This window comes from Paenibacillus kobensis NBRC 15729 (genome assembly GCF_004000825.1).
Taxonomy (GTDB): Bacteria; Bacillota; Bacilli; order Paenibacillales; family Paenibacillaceae; genus Paenibacillus_T; species Paenibacillus_T kobensis.
Window position 1 is genome coordinate 21,640 of the sequence record NZ_BILZ01000024.1, and the last position, 18,947, is coordinate 40,586.

Here is an 18,947-nt window from a genome sequence, read left to right on the forward strand (position 1 = left end):
ATGCCATGATGTTGACGTTGGGGCTGCAAGGAATTGCGATTGGGTTATCTATAGCAGCACCAGTAGGCCCGATCGGCATTTTGTGTATGAATCGAACGATTGTGCAGGGGAGGCTGTTCGGCTTCGTATCCGGCCTTGGAGCAGCGACTGCAGACGGCTTGTACGGCGTAATAGCGGCGCTTGGCTTCACGGTGATCATGAAGCCGCTTATGGACTATGCCTCATGGATCGGACTAATTGGGGGACTGTTTCTAATCTATCTCGGTTATCAGGCCTTCCGTTCGAAGCCTGCACAAGGCAATTCCAATACAAGCGGCAGTCTGCTTGGCGCGTACTTGACCGTATTCGCGCTGACCGTAACGAATCCGATGACGGTGATGTCGTTCCTCGGCATATTCGCCGGCCTATCACCGGTGGAGGGGAATGTCGGCAGCTCGCTGATCCTCGTGCTGGGCATCTTCATCGGATCGATGCTCTGGTGGCTCACGCTGAGCAACATCGTAGGACTTGTTCGGAAAGCGATTACGAATCAAGCGATGCAATGGATTAATCGCGGTTCCGGTGCTGTGCTGATCGTCTTCGGCGTTGTAGCAATCATTCGTTAGGAGACAGAAGGGGAGACAGATGGAAGCGAGACTGGCACGAATAAGAGAAGAGGAACGGTTGTACCACGAAGATTGTTATGCGAACCACAAGTTGTTCGAGCCGGGCTCTTGGCTGCATAAGCCGGTCCAAACCGTTATGCGCTACTGGAGCATGCTGGACGACCGTTCGAACGTGAAGGTGTTGGATTTGGGCAGCGGCGTTGGCCGTAACAGTATTCCGATTGCCCAATCGTTAATCGGACGCGGCGGGAAAGTCATCTGCGTCGATCTGATCGATTCCGCTTTGCGAATGCTGGAACGGTATAGCGAGCAATATGGAGTGTCGGCATTGATCGAACCGGTGCAATCGGACATCGGCGAGTATGCCATACATCCAGATTCATTCGATTATATGATTGCCGTCTCGACTCTTGAGCATATTGCTTCAGTCGAACAGTTAACCAAGACGTTGGATCGGATGAGGCAGGGGACCGTCCAGGGCGGGTTGAATGTTATCATTATCGGAACGAATGTGGAAGAGCGCGACATCGCCACCGGTGTGATCGAAGAAACGATGTTCGAGATTAACCTGACGACGCCCGAGGCTTTTGCTCTCCTGAATGATACGTATAAGGGATGGACGGTGCTCAAGCAGCATGCCAAGCCGCTTTCTTTCTCGATCGCGAGAGGTCAACAACAACGCAGTCTGATGAGCGACTGTATCACTTACGTTGTGCAGCGAAGCGATCGGTCCGAGGAGGAGGACGCCTAATGCCGCATCTGATCGGGGAAAATATTATTTTGCGCGAATACCGGCAAGAGGATTTGTCCTGCATGCGGGAATGGTGCAACAACTCGGCTATTACCTATTACTTATCCGATGCCTTCTTATATCCGCATATGCGAAACGGCACGGAAGCCTATTTGAACGCGCTGCTGGACGGATCTTCAGAGCAGAAAGGCTTTGTCATTGCGGACAGGCTGACGGAGCAGTATATCGGCCAGATTGACCTGTTCGAACTCGATTGGAAGAACCGGTCGGCGGAGTTCGGCATGGTTATCGGGAATGCGCTGCTGCACGGGCGCGGGATCGGGACGGAAGCGGTACGGCTGCTCCAGCAATTCGTCTTCATGGAATTGAATTTAAACCGGCTTCAACTTGAAGTATACGAATACAATAAGAAGGCGATTCGTTGTTACACGAAGTGCGGCTTCCGCGAAGAAGGCAGGTTAAGGGAAAGGCATTTCTCCCAAGGCAGATATTGCGATGTCGTCATCATGGCCATATTGCGCGAGGCATATGTTGAGCGGCAGCTTACACACAAGTAATACCCATTCGGCAGCGCAACGAGGAGGCGGGCAGACTTGGGCTCTAGAATTATGCATTACTGTATTACGACAAGGCTTAACGAAGTGATGGGAATTGACGATCCGCAGTTTTGGCTCGGGGGCATCGCTCCCGACGTTCATAAGCACATGCAGGAACCCAAGGCGAAGTCCCATTTTGCAAGTTTCGATCCCCAGGGTCAAATCTTTACGAACTACGATGCCTTCGGGGCCAAATATTTCCGTGACCGGATTCAACCCTTCCATCTTGGCTACTACTTCCACCTCATATCCGACCAGGTATGGCTCGAAGAGATCTACTTCCCGATCATCAAAAAGCTGCCTCAACCGCAGAAAAAGCAAGCGCAAGAAAGCTATTACCGCGACTTCTGGCGGTTGAACGGAAGGCTGATCGATCATTTCGGTTTAATGCTCATGCCATTAGAAGCGGAGCCCGTCGAAATCGACGAGATTAATTACCGTTACTTGCCTGCACTTATACAAGACTTGTCCAATGACTTCAAGAGCAAGGACGAACATAAGAACGAACCTCTGGAATTGCTGGAGTGGAACAAAGTGCTCGAAATTCTGGACCGGTCTGTCCAGGAATGTCTGAAGCGATAATGGAGGTGTGTCTATGATTGGAATAAAGGATGACATCAATTGCCGGATCAAATTGGCAGGTCCGGTCACCGGTTATGGCTTCCTGGGCCGCAGACGCAAGATCGAGCATATTCATCTGGCGCTTGACGACGCGGAATCGTTCTTGTCGGCTTTGAATAGAGGGGAGCAAAGGCTAGTATGAATCCGTTGGAGAAGAAGCTCGTCAAAACGGGGATCTATACCTTCATTATCGGCTTACTCATAGGATTGCTGCTCGTGAAGGATGAATACCGGACCGCGCATGACGTAGGCACCTACTTGACGGTGGGGAAGCCGTGGAAACAATATGTGCTGGAATTGCTCCGGTTCGCAGCGAAGATATCGCTTGTTTCTCTCGCCGTTATTACGGTTAAGCATTTCGTCGAACCGATGCAGCGGGACGATACTTTCTCCTTCTTTAAAGGCTTTGTACAAGCTTTTGTCGCCGTGTTGCTATTGATGGTTGCCGCGGTGCCCATTCTGATGTGGCTTACTGGCAGTTTCTGACGTATGCTTAACAATTTAATTTTTGTATTCGTGCTGACGATGATTATCCATACGGCAGAGACGCTGTCTTACGCTGTCCGGTTCGCTGGTGTTCAGTTGAACAAGATTGCCGTCGCTTTGTCGCTGACCGGCATTATCGTTCTCGTCTCCAGAACAGCGAATATGCTGCAAGGGCCGCTTACGGCGACGTTCGTCGATCATGCTAAGAAGCAGGCCGACTTTCCGCTGATGGACTATATGCGTGTTATCTTGTTCGCAGCATCGCTTGGAACCATTGTTGCCATTGGACTTTTCCCGTCTTTTGTCAGCCTGTTCAGCCGGATTATTGCGAAGCTGGAAGTGGCCGGTTCAATTCCGAAGCTTATTACAGGCGTTACGATCGGTCAATTGATCAACACAAAATATTATTTGCGCAAGCCGGCTTTCTCGTTCTACTACTTCCGGTATCTCGGCATTCCGAAACGGTTAATTGTCATGAACGTGTTCGTAACAGCATTCTACACCGTAGGCGTCATGGCCTCGCTTTATTGTTCGTTCTTACTTCCGGATTACAGCACGACGGCATCTCAAGCATCCGGGATCATTAACGGCATCGCCACGATCATGCTCACCATCTTCATCGACCCTCAACTTGGCCTTATTACCGATAAGGCTCTACACCACGAGCGATACCAAGCCCAATTAGGCAAAGTGTATATCGTCATGATGACATCCCGTTTTTTGGGCACTTTGCTCGGTCAATTCATTATTATTCCGGCGGCGTATTTTATCGGCATGGTCATAAAGCTGATGTATTAAGGAGTAAGCATTCAATAACGAACGAATCGTAACATTCAAAAAGCGGATGGTTTGCTGCACGCCACAATCCAATGAGCGAAAGGGTGTAGACCGATGCTCAAGAAAGTGATTGAACTGTTTGCGGCCCCTGTCAGTCATACCATCTTGTCGCTCCTTTTTATGTATCATATTGGCACGGAAGCTATAGGGCCTTCCGTACTTGTCCTTTGGATCGTACTGTTATTAGTCGTCAATTGCCTCGTGTCGATGCTGACCGCGAAAGGCCGATGGTACGCATTTCTTGTTACTTTCGGCTTGTATATTCTCCTGCTCGCGGTGTTTACAGCGGTCCGGATGGCGGTCGTACATCAGCATGATCTGTCATCTGATTACTATGGAATCGGGATGGCACAGTTTTTTATCGGCTTGCCGGTCAGCCTCGGTACCGTTGTGCTCGGTTCGGCACAAGGGCAGTTGTTAAGCTATTTGCTCCAAGAGAGGATTACGCGATTGTTCGCCGTATTCAACGGCAGCCCCAATCAACCTGTGGACAGATGAACAGCGGGCTGAAAGACGATCATTCATAAAATAATACGATGATAGCGTATGAGAGTGCCATCGGACAGATGGCTTGAAAGCATACAATGGATACAGCAGAATCTTGAAAGGAGGCGTAGGCGTGAGAAGGCGGCTGTCTATTCGTACGCATATCGGAATGAGCATAGCAGCCGTCATGCTTCTCATGCTGCTGTTGATCGGGTTTTTATCTTATTCGTATGTTTCAACTTTACTTACCAACAAATCACAGCGTTATGCCTACTCTATCGAGCAGCAATCGAGCGGCAGGCTGGAGACGTTAGTGAACGGGCTTGATGAATCGACTCTTCAAATTGCCATGGATTATGGGGTACAGAAGGTGCTTGAGCGAAGCCGCAGCGGACAGGAGATTCGTTCGGCAGACATTGGTCTCGCACAAGAGCCGGTCGCCCGGATGATGGGCAGACAAGAGGTGCGTCTAACGATAGGAGTATATGACAAGACCGGGACATTGCTGCCGCTGGATACGAATGATCCTTCTAATGAAGACTCGCTTCCTCGCGATTGGAAAGCGGCGGCAGACCGCCAATCCGGCCATTTAATCTGGCTTCATGCTGCGGATGAGCCCGTCGATGAGCGTTCACCTCTAATCGGCATCCGCCAAATCCGGCTTGAATCCGATCATTACCTTGGCGGCGGCTATATTCTCATACGCGTGCCAGCATCTGAATTCTATTACTTGAACGGGGCAGCGGCTGGCTTGGAAGGCAGTATGTTCTATTTGTTGAACGGGAATAGTTTAGTCGAAATTTATGAAAGCGGCGACGTCACGGATCGCCTGCCAGTTGAACGAGTCATCCGGTCAGATGAAAGCGCAACGGTCTGGAAGGGAGAAACCTATCGGCTTGTACATGGCTCGAAGGCGGCGAAAGGGTTATCGCTCGTTATGGTCGTGCCGAATCGAGCATTATCTCAGGGATTGGACGGTCTCGGCCGTCTTTTCGTTATTTTCGGAGCAGTCGGAACATTGCTGGTTGTCGCAGTTTCGTATTTGCTCTCCTCTTTGGTCACGAAGCCGATCCGCGGGTTAAGCCGGATGCTGCAAAGCAGCAGCGACGGAACGTTCAAGAGGAACACGCAAACCTACCGAAGCCGCGAGCTGCAGGAGTTGAATGCAAGCTACAACGAAATGGCGGCGGGACTTAACAAGCTCATCGATGAGGGGTATAAACTGCAAATTGCGGGCATGCATGCAGAGATGAAGGCGCTGCAGGCTCGGATTCATCCGCATTTTTTATATAACACGCTGGAAGCGTTCTACTGGTCGCTCTTTCGCAGAGGGGAAGCAGAGCTGGCCCGCAGCATCGTTAGCCTGTCCAATCTGTTCCGATATTCGATACGCCAGGACAAGCAGGACGGAATTGTGACAGTGACGCTCGCCGACGAACTGGACCATGTGCGGCATTATTTATCCTTGATGTCGATGAGAATGGGCAACCGGTTATCATGGGAGATCAATGCCGAGCCTGGGCTGCTGAAGCAGGTCGTTCCGAAGTTGATCGTCCAGCCGCTTGTGGAGAATGCAATATTGCACGGCATAGAGCCTGCCATTGGACCAGGATATATCCGAATTGAAGCTAGGTACGCCACCTTAACGGAAGAGTCGTTCGAATTGAAAGTCTCTGACAGCGGAGCATCACTGCATGAGGAAGCGGCAGCCGAGTTGAATAGGAAGCTGCAGGGCGGAGCTATGCCAGAAGGCGGCCGTTCGGGCGTCGGTTTATATTATGTGAATCGGCTGATTCAACTCCAGTACGGCACGCACTTTGGACTAAATTTGAGAACAAGTGCGGAGCCACCTGAGACGATTGCGTTATTAAAGCTGCCGACTGTCGATCCGAAGGGAATGGAGCACGAATGAGCAAGCCTGGAGCAGTCTGCCGAATACTGATCGCAGACGATGAAATGAATACTCGGGAAGGCATCCGATATCTGTTAGAGCATCATTATGCGGGCAATTGGTCGATTACTACGGCGGAGCATGGTTTGGACGCATGGGAGAAGCTGCAATCGGCTGCATATGATCTGCTTATTGCTGACATTCGTATGCCGGGCATGACGGGATTAGAGCTTGTCGGCAAGCTGATGGACTCGGAGCTGGACACGGCAGTTGTGCTGCTGAGCGGCTATGCAGAGTTCGAGTACGCTCAGCAAGGCTTGCAGTATGGCGTGGCCGATTATTTGCTCAAGCCGGCGGAGCCTGAGCGGTTGATCGAATCGATCGAGAAGGCGCTGGGAGCAAGGGCGCGCAGACGGCTGGAACGGCAAGCGTATGCGGTATGGACGATTGGCTTCGGCGAAGAAGAAGCGCAGGCGAGAAATGGTCATTCGAATATGCATCCGAGCATTGCGAAGGCGATTGGCTATATGCAGGAGCGGCTGAACGAACCTATGTCCATGAGAGAGGTTGCGCAATATGTTCATTTAAGTCCGAGCTACTTCAGCGCTTTGTTCAAGGATGTTACGGAACTGACGTTCAGCGATTATATGATTCGGCTGCGCCACCGAAGGGCGAAGGAGTTACTCGTCAAGTCGGAGCTGGACATATTGCAGATCGCGGACGAAATCGGATATCAATCGTCAAGCTACTTCATACGGGTATTCCGCGAGCTCGAAGGCGTGACGCCGGGTCAGTTCCGCGAGTCGATTCATCAACTGGCATCAGCAGCTACCATAAGAGATTGCTAGGATAGAGGATGATAGTGCCATCACCCGTCAGCCCAGCCGACTATACTGGAACTGTCGACAATCTAATAGTTGGAGTTGAAAGGGGATCTGCAGATGAGAAGGCTGGGCCTGCTCGCGCTCATAACAGCGGTATTGGTGCTAACGACGGCATGCGGGAGCATGTTTCGTGCAGAGGATCCGTTAATGGCGAGCAATGTCAACGATGCCGATGCGGACAAGCTGGTGCTGAAAGTATGGAATTTCGGATATCCAGAGGACGAAGAAATGCGCAAAATCCATCAGGATATCGTCGATCAGTATAACAAGTCTCATTCGTATGTAAAGCTTGTATTCGAACATTACGATCTTCAAGCCTATTATGCGAAGATCGATGTTGCTCTAGCAAGTAATGAGATGCCGGACATCTTCGTCATGCTGGATGAATGGTTTCCGCTGTCCCGTAAAATGTTGGATGCAAACGTGGTAGGCGATTTAACCGAATCGTTAAATGCGGATGCCGCGTTCAAAAGTACGATCATACCTGGGGCGCTCGAGGCATTCTCGTATAATGGTAAGCCGTACTCTATTCCAGTCTTTATGACCTGGGTGCAGGAACTGGGCTATAACCGGGAAATTCTAGATGATTATGGCATTGCACCGCCGAAGACTTGGGACGAGCTGCTGGCAGCGGTCGACAAGCTGTATGCCACCGGCGTGAAGCCAATCGAAGGCGAACGGGATTGGCTTTCTTATATTGCTCTGCGATTAGGCGGTGACGAACGATACAAGAAGGTGTTTGCAGCCGGGGATATGTCGGATGAACTGTTTCAACAAGCGGCAGACTTGATGTACGAGCTGCGGGAGAAGCATCACGCATTCTCGAAGCGGGAGAACAATTATGCGTCAACGGGTTTATTCCTGCGCGGCGAGGCGGCGTTTACGATGGAGCGTGGTGTGAAAAATGATCTATTTAATCAACCAGGCTCACGGATCGATGAGGTCGAATTCATTCCATTTCCGACGATAGAGGGAGGAGCAGGAAAGAGAGACACGTCGATAGGCGCTTGGGGCACCGGCTTCGCTATGTCGTCTGAAGCCGCGGCCACGCATCGGGCGGAAGCATATGAAGCGATGAAATATTTAGCTTCTTGGAAGACGCAAGAGCCGATCACTCGCATACGAGGCACCATTCCAGCATTTCGGGATTTCTCAGCTCCGGAGGGAGAAGACAAGCATGTGAAGATGTTGAAGAACCGTTATGCCCAGCAAGTGAACCGTCTTGTGCCCAACCTGGACGACATCATGAGGGATGGAGATTATGATCGGCTCATGAGTAATGCGGCGGCAAGGGCAAAAACGGAACGTTGAACAAGGGGGATTTGTTCCCATCTAGAGCTAAATTTCAGCTGCTGCCGCCTTGCCGCTGCTTGCGCTTCGCGATTTGCGTCCTTGGCGGTTGACAAGGAATATGCCTGCGCAGATGAAAGCTCCGCCCACCGCCACATACAGATGCAACTGCTCGCCAAGCAGCATCCAACTGGTCAATACGCCGAAGAATGGCGCAAGGAATAAGAAGGAGCTCGTCTTCGCCGCGTCGCCATTTTGAAGTAAGTAATACCAGCCGGAGAACTGGACGATGGAACAGAAGAGTGCCAACAAAAGAACGACGCTAATCGACGTACTGTTCCATTCAAACACCGGTTTTTCCGCCAATGCGCTAAGCAACAGCAGTCCGATCCCGCCGGCGAGCATCTGATAAGTCGTAAGTACCATCGTATCGAACGCCGCTCCCCACCGTTTAATAAGCAGAGTTGCTGCTGCGAAACAGAAAGCAGCTGCTAAGCAGATGAAAGTGCCTGGAGACAGGTTGACATGGAATCCGAACGTAACGGCTACGCCGACGAAGCCTACAGCTACGCCAAGCCATTGTCCGACTCGATAGGACGCTTTAGTAAACAAACTGCCGAGCACGATGACAAGCAGCGGATTAACAAACGTAAGAATGGCCGATTCGCTCGACGTAATCCACCGCATGCTGAAGTAGCAGCAGCCCATGACGCCGGTCGACTGCAGTAAACCGATAACGGAAGCTTGCAGCCATTGGATGCCGCGGGGCTGTTGTCTGCGGGCGACAATTACAGCCATTATTCCCCCTGCAATTAAATAGCGGATCGCCATCAGCAAGAAAGGCGGTGCATAGTCCAGTCCAATACGGCCGATTGGAAAGGCAATCCCCATTAGAAACGTAGTAAGCAGCAGCAGTGACAGATATCTCATTGTGCTCATGCGGTTATCCCTCCCGATTGTGAAGCATGCAAGTGTGATAGGTTTGCTCCTCGTATTGTAAAGGACTTTAACCGCTCTGTATAATGCTAACTATTAATGAAAGGTATCAAAAAAGTTGATACCGCGCTTCTATCCGTGACCCCAAGCACAGAACATGATAGGATAAAAGAAATCAGTTCCAGCAAACAGCAGCATGTGGAGGATAATGTTCATGAACTTTAGACCCTGTATCGATATGCATCAAGGCAAGGTGAAGCAGATTGTCGGCGAGACGCTCACGTCGGAGCAAGGGGCGGTCATTGAAAATTTTGTTTCGAGCCACGATTCGGTTTATTACGCCGAGTTGTTCAAGAAAGACAAGCTTACGGGCGGCCATGTCATTATGCTTGGCGGCGGCAACGAGGAGGAAGCGGTTCGCGCGCTTCAAGCGTATTCGGGGGGCTTGCAGATCGGCGGCGGCATCCGTGCGGACAACGCCCGCTTTTATTTGGAGCAAGGCGCATCGCATGTTATTGTTACATCCTATATTTTCAGAGACGGCAAGCTGGATCAGAGTAACTTGGATGCCATCGTAGCGGAAGTAGGCAAGGATAAGCTCGTCATCGACCTAAGCTGCAAGGAGAAGGACGGCAAGTGGTACGTCGTCACGAACCAATGGAAGCTGTTCAGCGACTTCGAAGTGAACGAAGCCAATATCCGGTACTTGGAGCAATTTTGCGACGAGTTTCTCGTTCATGCCGTCGACGTGGAAGGCAAACAGAGCGGCATTCAGCAAAGTCTGGTCGAGGCGCTCGCACAATGGGTCAACATTCCGTGCACGTATGCAGGCGGCGCCCGGTCGATTGAAGATTTGGAACTGTTCAAGCGTCTGTCCGGCGGCAAGCTAGGCATTACAGTCGGCAGCGCGCTCGACATATATGGCGGCAAGCTGCCGTATGAGCAAGTTGTCGCTTATTGCGCGGAATAACGAAAGAAATGAACCGGGGCTGCTCAGCCCCGGTTTTTTTGTTCTAGCAAAAAATACTATATACGATATATGGGTATATATGGTATCTTATAGGCATTCATTGGCAGGATGATCGAGTCCACCTGAGATGGATAGACCGTTAGGAGGATACAAGATGCGTTCAGATTATTCGATCGGCTTGGGATTGTTAACACTGGGAGCCGGATTAGCTGCGCTCGGCGGCTTGGAGAAGGTGATCCTGTATGCGGCGCGGCCCGAGTATATTGGAGACAGCATGGGTAATTTCAGGCACTCTGTGCCCGATGCCATCTGGAACATTACGAATATTACGCTCTGGTCAGGAGTGCCATTCGTACTTGCCGGTCTTTATATGCTGCTCCGCCGCTCGTACACGCGTATTTCTGCCCAAATTAAAGCGACCAACGATAGATTCGAACGCGAGCACAATTCGTCCAAATAGCGAACAGCGGCTGCAACGGCAAGATTCTCCTCGTTGGGGCCTATTACTATATAAGGGGCAATCACCATGACGAAACTGGTTATCGAGGAAGCTGCATTCGAACATTGGCCAATTGTTCACCGTATTATGCGCGAGGCGTTCGAGGAATACCGGGGCGTGCTTAATCCTCCTTCCGGGGCGCTGAGGGAAAGCATGGAGGATACGGTGATGAAGCTGAAGGGGCGAGGCGGAGCCGTACTTGCTTGGCTGGACGGCGAGCCGGTCGGCTCGGCGCAATTTTACAGGGAAGAAGAGTATATGTACATCGGCCGGATATCCGTATCCGTTCATGCCAGAGGGCGCGGAATCGGGAAGCAGATCATCGCATACTTGGAACGGCTGACTGTCCAGCGCGGGGCGCAAGAAACTAGGCTTGAGGTGCGGTTGTCGATACCGGATAACATCCGTCTGTATGAGCGGCTTGGCTATAGCATTCTGGAGCATGTCGAGTATCCCGAGAAAACGGACAGCTGGTATATAATGTGCAAGCCTGCAACTGCTGGATAATACCAATTCTTATACAATTACTGCATTCGAATTCCTTTGTTTTCCTATTAAGATGATGGAAACCACTTCACATTAGGAACAGCGAGGGAATTACATATGAACATAGACTTATTCGAGCAGACGATTATTTTGAACAACGATGTTATTCGCTTGGAGCCGTTTCACGGCAAGTACAAAGACGAGTTATCCGCCATTATCCATGACCGTGACATTACGAAATTTTCGGGCAATCACATCGATACGGAGGACGACTTGGTTGACTACATTGCCCGGACGCTAGACGTTCGGAAGCAGCGGACCGGATATCCTTTTATTGTTATCGATCAAGCTTCGGGACGGGTTGCAGGCGTCACGCGGTTCGGCAGCATTCAAGCGCAGAGCCGAAGACTTGAGATCGGCTGGACGTGGTACGGGCGAGACTATCGCGGAACGGGGATCAACAAGGCGTGCAAACATGCGCTGCTGTCCTATGCGTTCCGGGAACTTGGCTGTAATCGGGTGCAATTCAGCGTTGACGTGGATAACGCTCGTTCCCGGCGGGCGGTAGAGAAGCTTGGCGCCAAGCAGGAAGGCATCTTCAGAAGCAACTACATGAATGCGTCCGGCGAATGCCGGGACGACGTTTATTACAGCATCATTCGATCAGAATGGGACGAGCTTGAGAGAAAGGTGTTCTCTTCTCTTCTTTAATGTAAGCGGATCACAACGAAAGCAGGGCAGACAACTTCCGTCTAGGCATTCGCCGCATACATTAGTAAAGAAGCCCGCGCGCTTGCGGCAGCGGAAGGAGAGCAGCATCATGAGCAGACGGACATTAATGATCATCTCGGTCGTGCTGTACGTATTGTTGGCATTCTTGCTTATTATTTTATACTTGTTCGATTTATGATAAGTTGAATATCTTTTGCTTTTATTGTTGTGCATCTTGATCATGAGGTTGTTCAGAGTCATTACATGACTTTGGACAGCCTCTTTTTCGTTGTTCAATGTGTTCATATGGTGCCATTGGGAAGTTCAGTGGATAATCGGGCAGGCATTAACAAATAATGAAACCGACTATGGCACAAGGGAGATGACTTTGTTGTCAACGAGCAGCGCGGGCGGACGCCCTTATAAGAAATGGAGCATGTCACCGAAGGAATACCAGACGTTTGCGAAGCAGCGGGAGCCGGCGCGTTCCGTCCTTAAGAATTGTCTCAAAGCATTCGTCGTTGGCGGAGCAATATGTGTATTAGGCGAGTTCATTCAACAGCTTTACGTCCATTTGGCGGGCATGAAAAGGGAAGCGGCCAGCAATCCGACCGTGGCGACGCTTATTTTTATTTCGGTCGTTCTTACATGCTTAGGCGTCTATGACAAAATCGCCCAATGGGCGGGTGCAGGCACTGCCGTTCCAGTCACGGGGTTTGCCAATTCGATGGCATCGGCAGCGCTGGAGCACCGTGCGGAAGGGCTAGTGCTCGGCGTCGGCGCGAACATGTTCAAGCTAGCCGGATCTGTAATTGTATACGGGACGGTTGCTGCCTTCTTCGTCGGCATCGGGCATTTAATCTTCGGTACCGGAGGTAACCATTAAATGCTGAAGGGCCAACAATCCTGGTGGTTCAACAATAAGCCGGTCATAATCGGGGCGGCAAGCGTCGTTGGTCCAGACGAAGGCGAAGGTCCGCTTGCCAAGGACTTCGATCTCGTCCATCCGGAGCTCGATATGCAGCAGAAGAGCTGGGAGAAAGCGGAGCGGCTGCTGCTCGAGCAAGCGACTGACTTCGCGGTCCGCCATGCCGGGCTGAAAAAAGACGACATTCAGTTCTATATCGGCGGCGACCTGATGAATCAAATTATTAGCAACAGCTTCGCTGCCCGTTCCCTCGGCGCTCCGTACATTGGGACATTCGGCGCTTGCTCGACTTCGATGGAGACGCTTGCGCTCGCTGCCCAAATCGTCGATTCCGGCAATGCGCAGTACGCTATGGCAGGAACGTGCAGCCACAATTGCACGGCGGAGAAACAATTCCGTTACCCGACGGAGTATGGATCGCAGAAGCCTCCGACAGCGCAATATACAGTGACGGGGGCGGGAGCTGCTGTTGTGGCGCCGACAGGAGACGGGCCGGTCATTGAATGCGCGACGATCGGCAAAATTATGGATCTCGGCATTACGGACCCCTTCAATATGGGGGCTGCAATGGCGCCTGCCGCTGTCGATACAATCCAAGCGCATTTCAACGATACGGGCCGCCAGCCTTCCGATTACGATCTTATTGTGACGGGAGACCTGGCATCTGTCGGCCATCCGATTGCGAAGGAGCTGCTTCTTCGCAACGGCGTCCCGATGAACGATACGATTTTTAACGATTGCGGGCTTATGGTGTTTGACATTAGCAAGCAGAAGGTTCAAGCAGGCGGCAGCGGCTGCGGCTGCTCGGCTGTCGTGACGTATGGCCATCTGCTGAAGAAGTTATCGGGCCGAGAACTGAAGCGCATATTGGTTGTTGCAACCGGTGCGCTGCTGTCGCCCCTATCCTTCCAGCAGGGCGAATCGATACCGTGCATTGCGCATGCCGTGGCGATCGCGGGCAAGGGGGTGTAGGCGGCATGCAGTTTTTGTGGGCGTTTCTTATTGGCGGAGCGATTTGCGTCGTCGGCCAGCTTATGTTCGACGTGCTGAAGTTGACTCCTGCGCATACGATGGCTTCGCTTGTCGTTATTGGGGCTGTGCTGGACGGTGTCGGTCTATACGATCCGCTAGTCGACTTTGCCGGCGCCGGTGCGACCGTTCCGATTACGAGCTTCGGCAATGCGCTTGTCCATGGCGCGCTGACGTCGCTGCGAGAGGATGGTTGGGTAGGCGTTATTACCGGCATATTTAAACTGACTAGCGCGGGCATCTCGGCGGCGATTATTTTCTCGTTTCTCGCATCCGTCGTTGTCCGTCCAAAAGGTTAAGTACAACACATCATTTATATGAGTCAGGCATGTAATTGGAGGATTCCGCTGTGGAATCCTCCAATTTTTTTTGGTTGGCGCGGTCATGTACGCGTTACCGTATATTTAGTAAAATGGAAGAAGATTGTCGTCATGCAAGCTAGATACTCGTAGATCCGGGAGGGACGTATCAATGGAAATGCGTCAGACAGACCTGCAAGTGTGCTCCGCCATTCGAACTAATTTAGAGAGCTGTATCCTGGGTAAGCAAGAGGAAATCGACCGTTTGTTAACAGCTGTGCTGGCTGGTGGCCATGTGCTGCTTGAAGACGTTCCCGGAACGGGCAAAACGCAGCTGGTGAAAGCGCTCGCGAAGTCGATAGGCGGCCAATTCCGCCGCATCCAATGCAATCCGGATTTACTTCCTACCGATATTACAGGCGTTTCGATCTATCATCCGAAGCAAGAAGCTTTCATATTCCGCGCAGGCCCGATCATGTGCCATCTGCTGCTTGCCGACGAGATTAACCGCGCAACGACGAAGACGCAATCGGCACTGCTCGAAGCGATGGAAGAAGGACATGTGACAGTCGATGGCGAGACCTATGAGCTGCCACGTCCATTTCTGCTCATTGCGACGCAGAACCCGATTGAATTCGAAGGAACTTACGTATTGCCGGAAGCGCAGTTGGACCGGTTCATGATGAAGCTGTCGCTCGGCTATCCTTCCGAGGCCGATGAGCAGCGGATGGTCAGCGCTGCGGACGGCGGACATCCGTCCGACCGGATCGAACAGGTTGCTTCAATAGACGATCTCGTCCGTCTGCAGCAGCTCGTCTCGGAAGTGCACGTGGATAACGGCGTGGCTGAATATGCGGTACAGATCGTTCGCGCTACGCGTACGCACCGCGCCGCCTTCCTTGGCGCAAGCCCGCGCGCAGCCGTATCGCTGATGCGTGCCGCCAGAGCGTCTGCCCTGCTGCGTGAACGTTCGTTCGTTACTCCGGACGACGTGAAGCGGATGGCGGCGGCCGTGCTGCCGCACCGGATTATTTTGCAAGCGGAAGCGCGCATGAATGGCTTGAAACCGGACGATATCGTGCAGGCCGCTATTCAGCAGACGAAGGTTCCGGTCCGTCTGGAGCGTTAACGATGAGCAGGGGCAACCGCTCGTTCATCCGTTGGCGTAAGTATACCGCCTTGGCGATGTATGCTGGAAGTCTGTTGTACTTGCTGTTCCAGGGCGGCAAGCTGTCTGGTATGATGTTCGTCATTTTTAATGTCCTTATCGTTTATTTATGGTTGGGTCAATGGTCCGGCATTCGCAAAGTGCAAGGGGAACGTACCGTCGCGCAGGCTGGCGGAGGGGATGGCCAATTGTTCAATGGATCGAGCGTTGAAGTTTCGATTCATGTCCGCATCCCCGGATTGTATCCGCTTCCTTACGTTCTTGTACGGGACCGGCTGTTCCGTCATGACGGGCAGTCCATTCCGTTCGAGACGTCGTTCGTTCCGAACTGGAAACGGTCAGGCGAAGTCCGCTATTCGACGCCTCCGCTGAAACGAGGCATATACCGGTTCGCACCTACGGAATGTTCGACGAAGGACGTCTTTGGCTTATTCGAGCATAGCGGCGCGTTCGAATCCGGAGACCCGTTCAGCGTTACGCCTCAGACGGTGCCGCTGCGCGGCTGGCAGCAAATTCGCCGAGGCTTGCGCGGACCGCACTCCCATGCATCCGCACCGCGCGCAGCGAAAGAAACGACGCAAATTAACGGGGTTAGAGAATATTTGCATGGCGATAAGCTGTCCCGCATTCACTGGAATGCAACGGCGAAGACGGGCGAATGGAAGTCGAAAGCGTTCGAACGCGAATCGCTTCCGCGCACGATTGTTGTGCTCGACCGGCATCTTGAAGCGTACGGCATCCGCCAGGAACGGTTCGAGCTCGCTGTATCGGTTGCTGCATCGTTAATCGAGCTTGGCATGCGGCATGAGACCGCAATGGGACTTGTCTCCCCAGGCGAGAAGTCGATGGTCGTGCTTCCGCGGACCGGAGCGGAGCAGCGGGTTACGATTACGAGTCATCTGACCGTAGTGGAGCCGGACGCGGTATCGCCTCTGTTCGTCTCACTGCAGCGGCTGGAGACTGTGTGGGAGCCGGGAACGTTGGTTATCATCGTGTCCGGTGCTCAAGGCGACGATATGCTCCGCGCTCTTAGTTGGCTCTCGCGCAAAGGCGTAACGGTATCGTACATCGGTGTCGATGAAGGCGATGCCCGTCACGGACGAGCCATTAAACCGGCATGGCTGCACGCGCTTCGGGCGAAAGGCTGGACAGCCCACAGTGTCCGGCAACTGCAAGAACTGCCAAGCGTACTGGAAGGAGGCGGCGTCTCATGAGTATAGCGGCCGCGGCGCTCGGCAGCAGATTACGGGCGAACCTGCATGAGCATTGGTACCGGCGGATCGCATCATTGTTGACCGCGATTATCGTCTGGCAGCTTGCGCAAGTTTTTCAAGGCTACTGGTGGGAAGAAACCTATGATTGTACCAGCTGGCTGCTTGTATCCGTCGTTGCTGTTGATTGGTTAGTGTCATGGAAGACGGTATACCGACTTCTCATACAGGGTTTTATGGTTCTTGTTGTAACCGCCGCTACAGCCGGATACCACTATGTGGAACTGGATGGAAATTCACTGTCGGCGTTCGGATCGTGGCTGTCGGACAATGTTGGGCAATTAAACCCTTACATCGGAATTTCCGCTCTTGTTTGGGGTGTTACCGCGTTCTACGCGATTTGGACGACGAAGCGCAACCGAATTTTGACATTCGTGTTCATCAGTCTGCTTATTCTCATGATTTGCGATTCTTTTACGCCAATCTTTCTGTGGGACGAAGCGGCATGGGTTATATTATCCGGACTGGCTTGGCTTGTCGCCGATCATTTCCACCGCTTTCAGCGCGAGCATCCGAACAGCTGGTCGGAGCTGCTAGAATACCCGCTTAGTTTCTTCTTGCCCATGCTAGCCATCTTGACGGGCATAATGGTACTGGGCGTCATTACGCCTAGCATTGCACCGCTGGTCAAAGACCCTTATACGATCTGGGTGGAGTCGCGCGGAGGTACGGTAAGCGGTTCGTTCACCGATGCCAAGTCGACGTCTACGGCAAGCGGAACGTCTTCTTCGGATACAAGCTCCGGTTATAGCCGCAACGATTCGGAGCTGGGAGGCGGGTTCAAGTTCGATTATTCGCCCGTCATGTACGTCAGCACGTCGCATCGCAGCTATTGGCGCGGCGAGACGAGATCGCTCTACTCCGGAGACGGCTGGCTGCAGACGAAGGAGGGGGGCTTTCCTTCCGAGTTGGACGGCTTCCTGCCGAAACAGCAGCTTCCGATCAAAGAAGACCGCAGCCGTGCGAAGACGGTTCAAGTGGAGCAAGCGGTTACGATGATTCGCGAGGAGGTATACCCTGTTCTGTTCGCGGCATCCCCAATCCGGCAAATCAATTGGGTTAACGATGAGCTGAACACAATGCTGCCTAGCGAGCTGAGCTGGGATCCGGACGACTGGACGCTTCACTGGCGCGGGGCGTCGTACCCGAAGACGTATTCGGTTGTGTCGGAACTGCCGACTTTGAATGAACCTGCACTTAAGCAAGCAACGGCCGGTTGGAACGAGTCGAATCCGCTGAGCGGCGAGCATAGCGAATACTACGAGCTGCCGGATTCGGTAACACCGCGCGTGAAGCAGATCGCTTCTGAGATCGTAGCCGGAGCGCCGGACGATTATGAGAAAGCGAAGCGGATCGAGACGTTCCTGAAAGAGAGATATCCGTACACGAATGAACCGGACATTTCGAAACGGCAGAGCGCCGATTTTGTAGATTCGTTCCTATTCGAGGTCAAGGAAGGCTATTGCGATTATTTCTCGACAGCGATGGCGGTACTAGGCCGTTCAGCCGGGCTGCCGGTCCGCTGGGTGAAGGGATATGCGCCAGGCACGCTGCCGGAAGATATGGAACGGATGATTCGAGAAGGCGGCTTCAATCCGGCACTTGTGAATCCGACGGGCGAGGGCACTTATACGGTACGCAACGCGGATGCGCATTCGTGGGTTGAAATCTACTTCGACGGTTTCGGCTGGATTCCGTTCGAGCCGACGCCAGGGTTCACGTTCCCATATACGGTTGAAGAAGCGACAGATGTAACGGTTCCGGCAATCGATATACTCGGCGATGAAGAGACGGCAGTCGAGGAAGAAGGCGGATCGTTCAACCCGGCATCCCGCATCGTCCTCTGGTCTTCAATCGGATTGCTGGTCTTGTTGTCAGCCGTTATCGTTATTCGCAGAAGAAACGTATCCGACGCTTGGACCCGCATTCGTCACCGGGCAGTCAATCCGAACGAGAGGATTGTTGCCGAGACGAACCGGCTGATCCGGCATGCACGCCGCAAAGGTCTGCGGCGCGAGGAGTGGGAGACGGTTCGTGAAGCGTCGGAGAGATGGTCGGCGGAGCGCAAATATTTGCGCCAAGACTTGAAGGAGGTTGCGGACAGGTTCGAACGGGCCAAATACGGCAGTACCCCAACGGGTACGGCTGATGTTGACCAATTCGTATCGCTCGTCCGATCCATCCGGGATCGGTTGTAACGGCT

The 18,947-nt window shown here is 52.6% G+C and carries 22 protein-coding genes; 21 read left to right on the forward strand and 1 reads right to left on the reverse strand.

The window, feature by feature from the left end; all coding sequences use genetic code 11:
• Positions 1–5: 5 nt before the first annotated feature.
• From PKO01S_RS15000 to PKO01S_RS15045, 11 genes are all read left to right on the forward strand, one after another.
• Positions 6–605, forward strand: a complete 600-nt coding sequence (locus PKO01S_RS15000) for a LysE family translocator (RefSeq protein ID WP_127532198.1) — start codon at positions 6–8, stop codon at positions 603–605.
• Positions 606–624: 19 nt separating this feature from the next.
• The gene (locus PKO01S_RS15005; protein WP_127532200.1) at positions 625–1,356 is read left to right on the forward strand and encodes a class I SAM-dependent methyltransferase; all 732 of its coding nucleotides are present in this window, start codon (positions 625–627) and stop codon (positions 1,354–1,356) included.
• Positions 1,356–1,913, forward strand: coding sequence for a GNAT family N-acetyltransferase (locus PKO01S_RS15010; RefSeq protein ID WP_127532202.1), 558 nt, complete (start codon positions 1,356–1,358; stop codon positions 1,911–1,913). Before PKO01S_RS15005 ends, PKO01S_RS15010 begins: the two co-directional genes overlap by 1 nt.
• A gap of 36 nt (positions 1,914–1,949) precedes the next feature.
• On the forward strand, positions 1,950–2,534 hold the full coding sequence (locus PKO01S_RS15015; RefSeq protein ID WP_127532204.1) for a hypothetical protein: 585 nt from the start codon (positions 1,950–1,952) through the stop codon (positions 2,532–2,534).
• 13 nt (positions 2,535–2,547) lie between these two features.
• A complete protein-coding gene (locus PKO01S_RS28815; RefSeq protein ID WP_164779620.1) occupies positions 2,548–2,715 on the forward strand; it encodes a hypothetical protein in 168 nt (55 codons plus the stop codon).
• Complete coding sequence (locus PKO01S_RS15020; protein ID WP_127532206.1) at positions 2,712–3,059, forward strand: hypothetical protein; 348 nt, start codon at positions 2,712–2,714, stop codon at positions 3,057–3,059. Before PKO01S_RS28815 ends, PKO01S_RS15020 begins: the two co-directional genes overlap by 4 nt.
• A 3-nt stretch (positions 3,060–3,062) precedes the next feature.
• Complete coding sequence (locus tag PKO01S_RS15025) at positions 3,063–3,857, forward strand: lipid II flippase Amj family protein (RefSeq protein ID WP_127532208.1); 795 nt, start codon at positions 3,063–3,065, stop codon at positions 3,855–3,857.
• 93 nt (positions 3,858–3,950) lie between these two features.
• Entirely contained in the window at positions 3,951–4,394 is a 444-nt protein-coding gene (locus PKO01S_RS15030) for a hypothetical protein (protein ID WP_127532210.1), read from the forward strand.
• A gap of 121 nt (positions 4,395–4,515) precedes the next feature.
• Positions 4,516–6,294: a sensor histidine kinase gene (locus PKO01S_RS15035; protein WP_127532212.1), complete on the forward strand. Its 1,779-nt coding sequence runs from the start codon at positions 4,516–4,518 to the stop codon at positions 6,292–6,294.
• A complete protein-coding gene (locus tag PKO01S_RS15040; protein WP_127532214.1) occupies positions 6,291–7,121 on the forward strand; it encodes a response regulator transcription factor in 831 nt (276 codons plus the stop codon). Before PKO01S_RS15035 ends, PKO01S_RS15040 begins: the two co-directional genes overlap by 4 nt.
• Positions 7,122–7,214: 93 nt before the next feature.
• Positions 7,215–8,468, forward strand: coding sequence for an ABC transporter substrate-binding protein (locus PKO01S_RS15045; protein WP_127532216.1), 1,254 nt, complete (start codon positions 7,215–7,217; stop codon positions 8,466–8,468).
• Between the two features lie 27 nt (positions 8,469–8,495).
• On the opposite strand, the gene PKO01S_RS15050 is transcribed toward PKO01S_RS15045, so the two are convergent.
• On the reverse strand, positions 8,496–9,386 hold the full coding sequence (locus tag PKO01S_RS15050; RefSeq protein WP_127532217.1) for a DMT family transporter: 891 nt from the start codon (positions 9,384–9,386) through the stop codon (positions 8,496–8,498).
• Between the two features lie 211 nt (positions 9,387–9,597).
• On the opposite strand from PKO01S_RS15050, the gene hisA reads away from it, so the two are divergent.
• The 10 genes from hisA (at position 9,598) to PKO01S_RS15100 (ending at position 18,942) form a co-directional block, all read left to right on the forward strand.
• Positions 9,598–10,353: a phosphoribosylformimino-5-aminoimidazole carboxamide ribotide isomerase gene (hisA, locus tag PKO01S_RS15055; protein WP_127532219.1), complete on the forward strand. Its 756-nt coding sequence runs from the start codon at positions 9,598–9,600 to the stop codon at positions 10,351–10,353.
• Positions 10,354–10,507: 154 nt separating this feature from the next.
• Entirely contained in the window at positions 10,508–10,813 is a 306-nt protein-coding gene (locus tag PKO01S_RS15060; RefSeq protein ID WP_127532221.1) for a hypothetical protein, read from the forward strand.
• Positions 10,814–10,879: 66 nt separating this feature from the next.
• Positions 10,880–11,359, forward strand: a complete 480-nt coding sequence (locus PKO01S_RS15065) for a GNAT family N-acetyltransferase (RefSeq protein ID WP_127532223.1) — start codon at positions 10,880–10,882, stop codon at positions 11,357–11,359.
• Positions 11,360–11,455: 96 nt separating this feature from the next.
• On the forward strand, positions 11,456–12,049 hold the full coding sequence (locus PKO01S_RS15070; protein WP_127532225.1) for a GNAT family N-acetyltransferase: 594 nt from the start codon (positions 11,456–11,458) through the stop codon (positions 12,047–12,049).
• Positions 12,050–12,440: 391 nt separating this feature from the next.
• Positions 12,441–12,935, forward strand: a complete 495-nt coding sequence (gene spoVAC, locus PKO01S_RS15075) for a stage V sporulation protein AC (protein WP_127532227.1) — start codon at positions 12,441–12,443, stop codon at positions 12,933–12,935.
• The gene (spoVAD, locus tag PKO01S_RS15080) at positions 12,936–13,949 is read left to right on the forward strand and encodes a stage V sporulation protein AD (protein WP_127532228.1); all 1,014 of its coding nucleotides are present in this window, start codon (positions 12,936–12,938) and stop codon (positions 13,947–13,949) included.
• A 5-nt stretch (positions 13,950–13,954) separates the two neighbouring features.
• A complete protein-coding gene (spoVAE, locus tag PKO01S_RS15085) occupies positions 13,955–14,305 on the forward strand; it encodes a stage V sporulation protein AE (RefSeq protein WP_127532230.1) in 351 nt (116 codons plus the stop codon).
• A 172-nt stretch (positions 14,306–14,477) separates the two neighbouring features.
• Positions 14,478–15,434, forward strand: coding sequence for an AAA family ATPase (locus PKO01S_RS15090; RefSeq protein WP_127532232.1), 957 nt, complete (start codon positions 14,478–14,480; stop codon positions 15,432–15,434).
• A gap of 2 nt (positions 15,435–15,436) precedes the next feature.
• Positions 15,437–16,687 carry a DUF58 domain-containing protein gene (locus PKO01S_RS15095; protein WP_127532234.1) on the forward strand — a complete coding sequence of 417 codons (1,251 nt, stop codon included), beginning with the start codon at positions 15,437–15,439 and terminating at the stop codon, positions 16,685–16,687.
• Positions 16,684–18,942, forward strand: a complete 2,259-nt coding sequence (locus tag PKO01S_RS15100) for a transglutaminase TgpA family protein (protein ID WP_164779622.1) — start codon at positions 16,684–16,686, stop codon at positions 18,940–18,942. The genes PKO01S_RS15095 and PKO01S_RS15100 overlap by 4 nt, the downstream gene beginning before the upstream one ends.
• Positions 18,943–18,947 lie beyond the last annotated feature (5 nt).

Excerpts from the sequence above, each read along its gene's own strand:
- PKO01S_RS15000 (WP_127532198.1), top strand. The coding sequence starts at position 6 with ATGATGTTGACGTTGGGGCTGCAAGGAATTGCGATTGGGTTATCTATA.
- PKO01S_RS15005 (WP_127532200.1), top strand. The coding sequence starts at position 625 with ATGGAAGCGAGACTGGCACGAATAAGAGAAGAGGAACGGTTGTACCAC.
- PKO01S_RS15010 (WP_127532202.1), top strand. The coding sequence starts at position 1,356 with ATGCCGCATCTGATCGGGGAAAATATTATTTTGCGCGAATACCGGCAA.
- PKO01S_RS28815 (WP_164779620.1), top strand. The coding sequence starts at position 2,548 with ATGATTGGAATAAAGGATGACATCAATTGCCGGATCAAATTGGCAGGT.
- PKO01S_RS15020 (WP_127532206.1), top strand. The coding sequence starts at position 2,712 with ATGAATCCGTTGGAGAAGAAGCTCGTCAAAACGGGGATCTATACCTTC.
- PKO01S_RS15025 (WP_127532208.1), top strand. The coding sequence starts at position 3,063 with ATGCTTAACAATTTAATTTTTGTATTCGTGCTGACGATGATTATCCAT.
- PKO01S_RS15030 (WP_127532210.1), top strand. The coding sequence starts at position 3,951 with ATGCTCAAGAAAGTGATTGAACTGTTTGCGGCCCCTGTCAGTCATACC.
- PKO01S_RS15040 (WP_127532214.1), top strand. The coding sequence starts at position 6,291 with ATGAGCAAGCCTGGAGCAGTCTGCCGAATACTGATCGCAGACGATGAA.
- PKO01S_RS15045 (WP_127532216.1), top strand. The coding sequence starts at position 7,215 with ATGAGAAGGCTGGGCCTGCTCGCGCTCATAACAGCGGTATTGGTGCTA.
- PKO01S_RS15050 (WP_127532217.1), bottom strand. The coding sequence starts at position 9,386 with ATGAGCACAATGAGATATCTGTCACTGCTGCTGCTTACTACGTTTCTA.
- hisA (WP_127532219.1), top strand. The coding sequence starts at position 9,598 with ATGAACTTTAGACCCTGTATCGATATGCATCAAGGCAAGGTGAAGCAG.
- PKO01S_RS15060 (WP_127532221.1), top strand. The coding sequence starts at position 10,508 with ATGCGTTCAGATTATTCGATCGGCTTGGGATTGTTAACACTGGGAGCC.
- PKO01S_RS15065 (WP_127532223.1), top strand. The coding sequence starts at position 10,880 with ATGACGAAACTGGTTATCGAGGAAGCTGCATTCGAACATTGGCCAATT.
- PKO01S_RS15070 (WP_127532225.1), top strand. The coding sequence starts at position 11,456 with ATGAACATAGACTTATTCGAGCAGACGATTATTTTGAACAACGATGTT.
- spoVAD (WP_127532228.1), top strand. The coding sequence starts at position 12,936 with ATGCTGAAGGGCCAACAATCCTGGTGGTTCAACAATAAGCCGGTCATA.
- spoVAE (WP_127532230.1), top strand. The coding sequence starts at position 13,955 with ATGCAGTTTTTGTGGGCGTTTCTTATTGGCGGAGCGATTTGCGTCGTC.
- PKO01S_RS15090 (WP_127532232.1), top strand. The coding sequence starts at position 14,478 with ATGGAAATGCGTCAGACAGACCTGCAAGTGTGCTCCGCCATTCGAACT.
- PKO01S_RS15095 (WP_127532234.1), top strand. The coding sequence starts at position 15,437 with ATGAGCAGGGGCAACCGCTCGTTCATCCGTTGGCGTAAGTATACCGCC.
- PKO01S_RS15100 (WP_164779622.1), top strand. The coding sequence starts at position 16,684 with ATGAGTATAGCGGCCGCGGCGCTCGGCAGCAGATTACGGGCGAACCTG.